Genomic DNA, 8,740 nt, shown 5'->3' with positions numbered 1-8,740 from the left:
TGGCTCTGGCTCTGGCTCTTCAGATTGCGATTCGTCGCTCGACTCGTCAACAAAAAAATCGTCAGATTCAAAGCTTTCATCACCTAACAGCGCAGTAAAATAATCATCCAGTGCTTGTTCACTGGAGAGACTTGGCTGCGCCAATGTTGATTCTTTATTCGCGCTCATTTATCGCCAACCTTTCGAGATAAATAAGCAACTGTTTATAAGCAAATACACCACGGCTACCCGATGCAAAATGAGAGGCTGGCAAGCGCTTTAGGCTCGCATCTCGAAACTTGGTATCAATCGGCACAGCAGACGTCCAAACTTGGTTTGGGTAATCATCTTTGAGCTGCGTTAATGTTTGCAGTGAGGCTTTGGTTCGCTTGTCGTACATCGTCGGGACAATCGTCACCTTAAACGGTGTTTTGCGCGACTTCTGCATAATGGTCAAAGTGCGAATCATGCGCTCTAAGCCCTTCATCGCCAAAAATTCCGTCTGTACCGGAATCAATATACGATCGCTTGCAGCCAATGCATTGACCATCATCACACCAAGAATTGGCGGGCAATCGATCAACACATAGTCGTAGTCATCTTTTAAAGCGGCCAAAGCACGCTTCAAGATCAACCCCATGCCGCTTCGATTTCCCATTACACGGTCTAATGTCGCCAAAGACATATGCGCAGGGATAATATCGATACCTTCGACTTCCGTTTGTAAAAGCAAAGGTCTTACCGTCTGCGCGTTAAATTCACGCAGCTGGAACAGATCAAACAGGCTCGATTCCACCGTATCTGAATCGTAACCCAGATAGGTGGTCAGTGATGCATGTGGGTCAGTATCAACCAACAGAACACGGTGCCCCTTCAACGCAAGTAAACCTGCTAGAGTCACGGTCGTGGTCGTTTTACCAACACCACCTTTTTGGTTTGCAACACTCCAAACAATCATTTCGATTTACCTAAGCTAACCCAACTTCGACCAAGATCCTTTCCGCGATACGGTCTAGAGGGAGGTCTTCAGTAGAAATGCCAGCTTTTGCTACAGCTTGAGGCATACCATATACAACACAGCTATCTTCGTCTTGTGCCCAAATTGTCGAGCCCGCAGTTTTCAACATACGCGAACCTTCTCGACCATCTGCGCCCATACCAGTCAGGATCATAGACAACACTTTGTCGCCGTAGATCTTCGCTGCAGAGCCGAATGTGACATCCACACAAGGCTTGTAGTTCATGCGGTCGCCGCCATCGATAATTCTTAGACGTGCAGACCCTGCGCGGCCATCCACCATCATCTGTTTACCACCCGGAGCAAGATACGCCACGCCAGGTTTTAACACATCACCGTCTTGCGCTTCGCGAACTTCAATCTTACACAAGGTGTTCAATCGGCTCGCAAAAGCAGCAGTGAATGTTGCTGGCATATGCTGAACTAACACAATTGGGTGTGGATAGTTAGCAGGGATGCGAGTCAAAATCTTCTGTAGAGCAACAGGGCCGCCAGTCGACGTACCAATTGCTGTTAATTGATACTTCTTACCTGACGCTCTGAATTTCGCCGTTGATGCAACCGCAGGCTTCGCTGTCGAAGTCGAAGCTGCTGTTGAAATCGGTTGGCGCAATGGCGTAGATGTTGCAGTCGTCGCAGTCGCTCTCGGCGCAATAGGAGCACGGCGCATAAACGCACGCTTCGCTGCAATCTGAATCACACGCTGTTGAAGCAATGCAACTGCATCGTCGCGGTTACGTGCAATGTCTTCAAACTTCTTAGGAAGGAAGTCGAGAGCACCTGCATCTAACGCATCTAACGTTGCTCTCGCTCCATCATGCGTTAACGATGAAAACATCAAAATAGGCGTTGGAGACGCGGCCATGATTTCACGAACGGCAGTGATACCGTCCATGACAGGCATTTCAATATCCATCGTGATTACGTCAGGTCTTAGCTGTTTCGCTTTTTCAACGGCTTCTTTACCGTTTACTGCTACATCAATGACTTCTAGGCGAGCCTCTGAGTTGATGATCTCGCTAACGCGACGACGAAAGAAACTCGAATCATCAACGACTAATACTTTAATCGCCATATTTATCCTTAAATTAAATTCTTGACGCAGCTGCGTACTGCTTCAACAAGTCCGGCACATCTAGAATCAATGCAATGTGTCCGTCACTTGTAATTGTCGCACCTGCCATTCCTGGCGTGCCTTGCAGAAGCTTATCAAGCGGCTTGATCACGACTTCTTCTTGACCGATAAGCGTATCGACAACAAAACCAACACGTTGGCTACCAAGTTGTACGATAACAACATGGCCGTGCCCTTTACGCAGCTCAACAATACCCGCTTTAGGAGCAAGCCAGTTTTGCAAGTAGAACAACGGAATAGACTTATCGCGAACGATAATCGTCAGCTGGCCATCAACCACGTTTGTGCGGCTTAAATCTAGGTGGAAGATCTCGTTTACAGAAGCCAATGGCAATGCAAATGGATGACCGGCAACACCGACCATCAAGGTTGGTAGAATCGCTAGGGTTAGTGGAACCTTGATGGTGATCTTGGTGCCCTGTCCCATTTCTGAATCAATATCAATAGAGCCGTTCAGTGTGTTGATCGCTGTTTTCACAACGTCCATGCCCACACCACGACCAGAGATATCCGAGATCTGCTCTTTGCTTGAGAAGCCAGGAGCAAAAATCAGGTTGAAACACTCTTTATTTGATAAGCGAGACGCTGCATCTTCATCCATCAGGCCACGTTTAACCGCGATAGCACGAAGCTTATCAGGGTCCATACCGCCACCGTCATCAACGATAGCCAGTTCAATGTGGTCACCTTCTTGAGAGGCAGACAGAATCACTTTACCCGTTTGTGATTTACCCGCAGCAACACGGTCGTTTGGCATTTCAATACCATGATCGACAGAGTTTCTCACCAAGTGAATCAGGGGATCAGCAAGTGCTTCTACTAAGTTTTTATCAAGGTCCGTTTCTTCGCCACGCATTTCAAGAACGATGTCTTTCTTCAAGCTACGAGCAAGGTCACGGACAACTCGTGGGAAGCGACCAAATACTTTCTTGATCGGCTGCATACGAGTCTTCATTACCGCACCTTGAAGGTCTGCAGTAACAACATCTAAGTTAGAGACAGCTTTCGACATTTCTTCGTCGTTGCTGTTGAGGCCTAGGCTGACTAGTCGGTTACGCACCAATACCAGTTCACCCACCATGTTCATGATGGTGTCCAGTGTTGATGTATCAACACGAACTGTCGCTTCAGCTTGTTGCTTCTTAGCCGGCACTTTAACTTCAGCTTTTGCTGGAGCGCTCGGTTTTGGCTCAGCTTTAACGGCAACTGGCGCAGCAGGTTTAGGCGCAGCTTGAGGTGCTACTGCCTTAACTTCTGCTGGCTTAGTCGCGGCATCCAATTCTTCAATCGAAGGTCCATTACCTGAGCCATGTAGTTGGTCAAGTAACTTCTCGAACTCTTCGTCAGTCATCAGATCATCGCCTTCAGACATCGCCGAAACAGGTGCTGCTGGCGGCGTTGGCGGTGGAGGAGGCGTTGAACTTGCCGCTGTCGGGCTCTTACCCGCACCGTGCAATTCATCTAATAACTTTTCAAATTCGTCATCAGTAATATCACCACTGTCAGCAACAGACTGAGGTGCAGCGGGTGCTGGCGGCGGTGTTGGTGCAGAAGGCGCTGTTGGTGAACCACCTTTACCGTGAAGCTCATCAAGCAAGCGTTCAAACTCATCTTCAGAGATATCATCGACTGAAGATGCATTGATGTTTGAGTTTTCAGCAGTAGGTTCCGGAGCAATAACAGGCTCAGGCGCTGCAACAACAGGTTCAGGGATAATAGGTGCAGGCGCTTCTACTGGTGCCACTTCATCCGCAGACTCTGGTTTACAGAGACGGTGAAGTTCATCCAATAAAGATTGGTCGGCTGGCACTAAAGGTTCCTGATCTTGCACGGCGCGAAACTGTACATTGACTGTATCTAGCGCCTGCAGCATGGTATCCATCAAACCTGATGTTACGCTGCGTTGGCCGTTTCGCAGAATGTCGAACACATTCTCAGCACCATGACAAGTATCCACCAGCTCAGTTAATGCTAGGAAACCAGCACCACCTTTTACTGTATGGAAACCACGGAAAATAGCATTTAATAGGTCTTTGTCGTCAGGGTTATTCTCAAGCTCTACCAGTTGTTCTGATAGGAGTTCAAGGATCTCTCCTGCTTCGACTAAAAAGTCCTGAAGAATATCTTCGTCTAAATCGTAGCTCATACGTTACCTTTAAAATCCAAGACTGGATAACAAATCGTCGACTTCATCTTGAGATGCGACAGCGTCTTCGCGCTCTTCTGGGTTCATAATTGGACCTTCAGGCGCAATCGATGCTTTCTTCTCTGACTCTGGAGTTGGCTCTTTTTGATTCGCACCGAATACCGTGAGAATCTCGACCAAACGTCCTTCCACCTCATTCACCAAGGTAATAACTTTGCTGATTATCTGCCCAGTTAAATCTTGGAAATCCTGAGCCATCAAGATTTCAGTCAATTGTCCGCGTAGTTCAGTACTGTCGCCTTCTACTTGGACAAGCAATCCATCAATGCGGTGACATAAAGCTTTAAATTGTGCCAGCTCAATGCGGCCATGCATCAGTTCATTCCATTGAGGCCTTACTTGAAGTAAACACTCGTGTAGGTTGTCTGCGATTGGCATACAGCGATCGACAGCGTCCATCGTCTTATTTGCCGCAACTTCCGTTTTATCAATGACATACTGAAGGCGATCCCTTGCATCAGGGATTTCGTCATTTGCGATAACGCTGATGCGTTCATCGAAATTGAATTGAGTCAAAGAGTCGTGGAGGTCGCGTGTCAGACTTCCTATTTCTTGAAGCATTGGATTGTCTTGAAGACTAAAGTTATCTTCATAAATGCTTCTCACAAGAGAATCAGCATTTTGCTGCTCATCGTTCTCAAGCAGCTCTACTAATTTTTTTGCTTGTTCTAATGAAATCATCCTGAATTCGGCCTTACTCCGCATACTTTGTGCGCTTAGGCTATCGAGATAAACAGATAACTTATCAGTCAGTGTTTACCTAGAAGTGCCTAAATTTATTGATGCTTATAAGCGATCAAAAATCTTATCAAGTTTCTCTTTCAGCGTTGCAGCAGTGAAAGGCTTCACAATGTAACCATTAACACCCGCTTGCGCAGCTTCGATGATCTGCTCACGCTTCGCTTCAGCTGTGATCATAAGCACTGGAAGGTGCTTAAGTTCTGCGTCTGCGCGAATGTGTTTAAGCAGGTCAATCCCTTGCATGCCTGGCATGTTCCAGTCAGTTACCACGAAATCAAATTCGCCTTTTTTCAGCATAGGTAACGCGGTCAAGCCATCATCTGCTTCTTGAGTGTTGTTGAAACCTAAATCGCGAAGTAGGTTTTTAACAATTCGGCGCATCGTTGAAAAATCATCAACAATGAGAATTTTCATGTTTTTGTTCAAATTAGCCTCCACTGAATAGGATCAGTGTTGTTAGTCGTTCTGTGTCCAAGCACTTAACTTAGTGCGTAAACGCTGCATAGATTGGCTCAGTATTTGGCTGACACGAGATTCGCTGACACCTAACACTTCCCCAATCTCTTTTAAATTGAGTTCTTCGTCGTAATAAAGCGAAAGCACAAGGCCTTCCCTTTCCGGAAGTTGTTTTATCGAATCGATCAAAGCTTGGCGGAATGACTCATCAGCAACCCCTTGAAAAGGCGTATTATCTTGAGAGTCTTCATTCGGAGATATTACATCATCTGAGACGCCTAAATCTTCAATTCCAACCAGTCTTGAGCAATTAATGTCAGTTAAAGCACTGTGATACTGCTCTAAACTGAGCCCCATGTGTTTTGCCACTTCGGCATCACTCGGGTCGCGGTTGAGGATACCCTCTAATTCCGCAATTGCACTGCTGATTTCTCGATTGTTCTTATGAACCGATCTCGGCACCCAGTCCCCACGGCGAATGTCATCCAACATTGCCCCGCGAATCCGAATACCAGCATACGTCTCAAAGCTTGCGCCTTTGGTACCATCATAGTTTTGTTGCGCTTCAATCAAGCCGATCATGCCAGCTTGAATTAAGTCATCAACCAATACATTAGGCGGTAATCGCCCCAACAAGTGATGAGCGATACGTTTAACCAACACAGAGTACTTCTCAAAAAAAGCCTGTTGGCTATTGTGATTAGCGTGTTGGTCGTAAGTAAGCGCTTTATTCACCAAATGGTTCCTCTATAAATTCAGTACGATTCAGCAGCCTTTCAACAAAGAACTCCAAGTGTCCGCTCGGTGTTTTTGGTATTGGCCAGGTCAAGGCTTTGTTAGCCAAAGAGCTGATTGCCAATGCAGCTGGAGAGCGAGGAAACGCATCGACTACGATTTTCTGTCTCTTGACTGATTGACGTACTTTATCATCTAAAGGAATACATGCTACGAGTTCGAGGCTCACATTCAAGAAGCGCTCTGTGACCAAAGTCAACTTTGCAAATAATTCTCGGCCTTCGCGGTAGCTTCTGACCATATTTGCAACAACTTTGAATCGCTGAACTTGGTGTTCTCTGCTTAAAAGCTTAATCAAAGCATATGCATCCGTGATCGAGGTAGGTTCATCACATACCACGACAACCACGTCTTGCGCCGCTCTTGAGAAGCTGATCACCATGTCCGAAATACCGGCTGCGGTATCAACCAACAAGATATCCATCTCGTCTTCAAGCGAACCGAATGCGCGAATCAAACCAGCATGCTGTGCGTGTGAAAGTTCAGTCATGCTTTGAGTGCCCGATGTCGCTGGAATAATTTTAATTCCGTGCGGCCCTTCGACAATCGCATCCTTAAGTTCACATTCGCCAGCCAACACATGCCCAAGGTTTCGTTTAGAACGAATACCTAGCATGATATCGACGTTCGCTAGTCCTAAATCGGCATCTAGCACCATGACTTTTTTGCCTTGGCGCGCCATGCAAATAGCCATACCTAACGTCACATTAGATTTACCAACGCCTCCCTTACCACCGGTTACAGCGATAACTTTTGTGAGTGAAGGCTTGGTTAAGCGACGGAGGCCGCTAGCTTGGTCATGTATCATATTTTCATTCATATTTATCCGCCGCCTAGAGCCCTTCAGAATCGCTATTCCAGTAATGAGGTTCATTCTCTGTAGATTTTTCTAATAGCTCATTAGCCTTAGCAATCATGTACTTTGGCTGAGCTATAACGATATCTTCAGGAACTCGTTGACCATTTGCTATGTAAGCAACTGGTAATGCATTTTGTATTACGACACTGATGAATTCACCTAGACTTAGGGATTCATCCAGCTTAGTCATGATGCATCCCGACAACGGGATTCTTCTAAAGTGTTCAATTGTTTCTTGCAGCACTTTGCGTTGCGCGGTTGCAGGCAACACAAGGTAGCTATTGATAACGGAACCACTCTCTTGCATCAATGTGTCTAACTGCTCAGATAGGCGAACATCTCGTTGTCCCATGCCTGCAGTATCGACCAGAATCAGGCGACGATTACGTAACTGATATATTACATCGGCCAGTTCGCTAGAATCTTTAGCAACTCTTACAGGACAACCCATAATTCGGCCGTAGATCGATAACTGCTCATGTGCACCTATACGATATGTGTCAGTTGTCACTAGTGCGACGTTATCAGCGCCATATTCCATGGCAGCACGTGCAGCTAGCTTTGCAACAGTCGTTGTTTTACCCACGCCGGTTGGGCCAAGTAGAGCCACAATACCGCCGCGTTTTAAAATATCTTTTTGTGTAACGGAGATTTGGTCAGCAACCAGAGCTAACAGAGCCTTCCATGCACGTGCAGGTTTAGTATCTTCAGGAATGTAGCAAGCCATTTGATCGGCAAGCTCTGCAGATACACCCATACGTTCAAGGCGCTTAATAAGCATGGCTCTCAGTGGTTCACGGCGCTCAACTTCTTGCCACATCAACCCAGAAACTTGATGCTCTAACAGACGACGAATTGAGGTCATCTCTTCGCGCATCGTTTCCATTTCAGTATCAGAACCTTTGGACTGAGTGTTCTCTCGACCACGATCATAACGGGTAGGATCCAAGCGAGGTGTCGGGCGCTCTACTCTGCGGTCTTCAGCAATCAACTTAGACAAACCCGTTTCACGAGCAAATGCAGAATCAAGATTTCCGTGAGACTGTTGGTTACCGTGAGATTGCTGATGGCCATGAGACTGCAAATTGCTTTGAGTCTGATGACTATGAGGCTTATGGCCCGTGCTTGATTGGCGATTGAGCAATGCTGACAATGAATCTTCATTTTCTGCACGATGCTGTGGCTCATCATCGGCGCCATGACTGTATTGCTTAAGCATATTCGCAAAGCGCTTAGTCATTGAGCGTCCACCTTCAACATTCGACTGTAGGCTAACCTTGTCATCGTCTAGTTGACGTCGCCCAGCAGGAGCTGCGGGCGCGGCCATTTGCGTATATTGGCTTTGTGCAGGCTGCTGAGGTTTATTTAATCTCTGGCTCGCTGTCGACGGGCTGGATTCGCCATCAATAGCGGCAACAATTTCCACGCCACCTGCGACCTTTTTGTTAGACATGATCACCGCTTCTGAACCAAGTTCTTCTTTAACTTGGAGCAGAGCCGTTCGCATATCTTTTGCAAAAAATCGTTTAATTTTCAATTCGATTGTCCGTT

General features: G+C 46.6%; 8 protein-coding genes and 1 pseudogene. All 9 read right to left on the bottom strand.

Features of this window, described 5'->3' with window-relative positions:
• Positions 1–168: pseudogene (locus tag AB4493_RS04375) on the bottom strand (chemotaxis protein CheW); the annotation flags it as partial.
• The gene (locus AB4493_RS04370; RefSeq protein ID WP_017064111.1) at positions 155–937 is read right to left on the bottom strand and encodes a ParA family protein; all 783 of its coding nucleotides are present in this window, start codon (positions 935–937) and stop codon (positions 155–157) included. The gene AB4493_RS04370 and the pseudogene AB4493_RS04375, both read right to left, overlap by 14 nt.
• 10 nt (positions 938–947) lie before the next feature.
• A complete protein-coding gene (locus AB4493_RS04365) occupies positions 948–2,072 on the bottom strand; it encodes a chemotaxis response regulator protein-glutamate methylesterase (RefSeq protein ID WP_017060664.1) in 1,125 nt (374 codons plus the stop codon).
• Between the two features lie 13 nt (positions 2,073–2,085).
• The gene (locus tag AB4493_RS04360) at positions 2,086–4,278 is read right to left on the bottom strand and encodes a chemotaxis protein CheA (protein ID WP_372154561.1); all 2,193 of its coding nucleotides are present in this window, start codon (positions 4,276–4,278) and stop codon (positions 2,086–2,088) included.
• A 9-nt stretch (positions 4,279–4,287) separates the two neighbouring features.
• Complete coding sequence (locus AB4493_RS04355) at positions 4,288–5,019, bottom strand: protein phosphatase CheZ (protein ID WP_017064113.1); 732 nt, start codon at positions 5,017–5,019, stop codon at positions 4,288–4,290.
• Positions 5,020–5,124: 105 nt separating this feature from the next.
• The gene (cheY, locus tag AB4493_RS04350; RefSeq protein WP_016767062.1) at positions 5,125–5,493 is read right to left on the bottom strand and encodes a chemotaxis response regulator CheY; all 369 of its coding nucleotides are present in this window, start codon (positions 5,491–5,493) and stop codon (positions 5,125–5,127) included.
• Between the two features lie 42 nt (positions 5,494–5,535).
• Positions 5,536–6,270: an RNA polymerase sigma factor FliA gene (locus AB4493_RS04345; protein ID WP_017060667.1), complete on the bottom strand. Its 735-nt coding sequence runs from the start codon at positions 6,268–6,270 to the stop codon at positions 5,536–5,538.
• Positions 6,263–7,150, bottom strand: a complete 888-nt coding sequence (locus AB4493_RS04340) for a MinD/ParA family protein (protein ID WP_017060668.1) — start codon at positions 7,148–7,150, stop codon at positions 6,263–6,265. Before AB4493_RS04340 ends, AB4493_RS04345 begins: the two co-directional genes overlap by 8 nt.
• A gap of 13 nt (positions 7,151–7,163) precedes the next feature.
• Positions 7,164–8,726, bottom strand: coding sequence for a flagellar biosynthesis protein FlhF (gene flhF, locus AB4493_RS04335; protein WP_029235190.1), 1,563 nt, complete (start codon positions 8,724–8,726; stop codon positions 7,164–7,166).
• Positions 8,727–8,740: the final 14 nt, after the last annotated feature.

Source organism: Vibrio sp. 10N.222.55.A1 (genome assembly GCF_041473835.1).
Classification (GTDB): domain Bacteria; phylum Pseudomonadota; class Gammaproteobacteria; order Enterobacterales; family Vibrionaceae; genus Vibrio; species Vibrio crassostreae_C.
The sequence above is the reverse complement of the archived record's forward strand: the minus strand, read 5'-3'. Positions and strand labels throughout refer to the sequence as shown.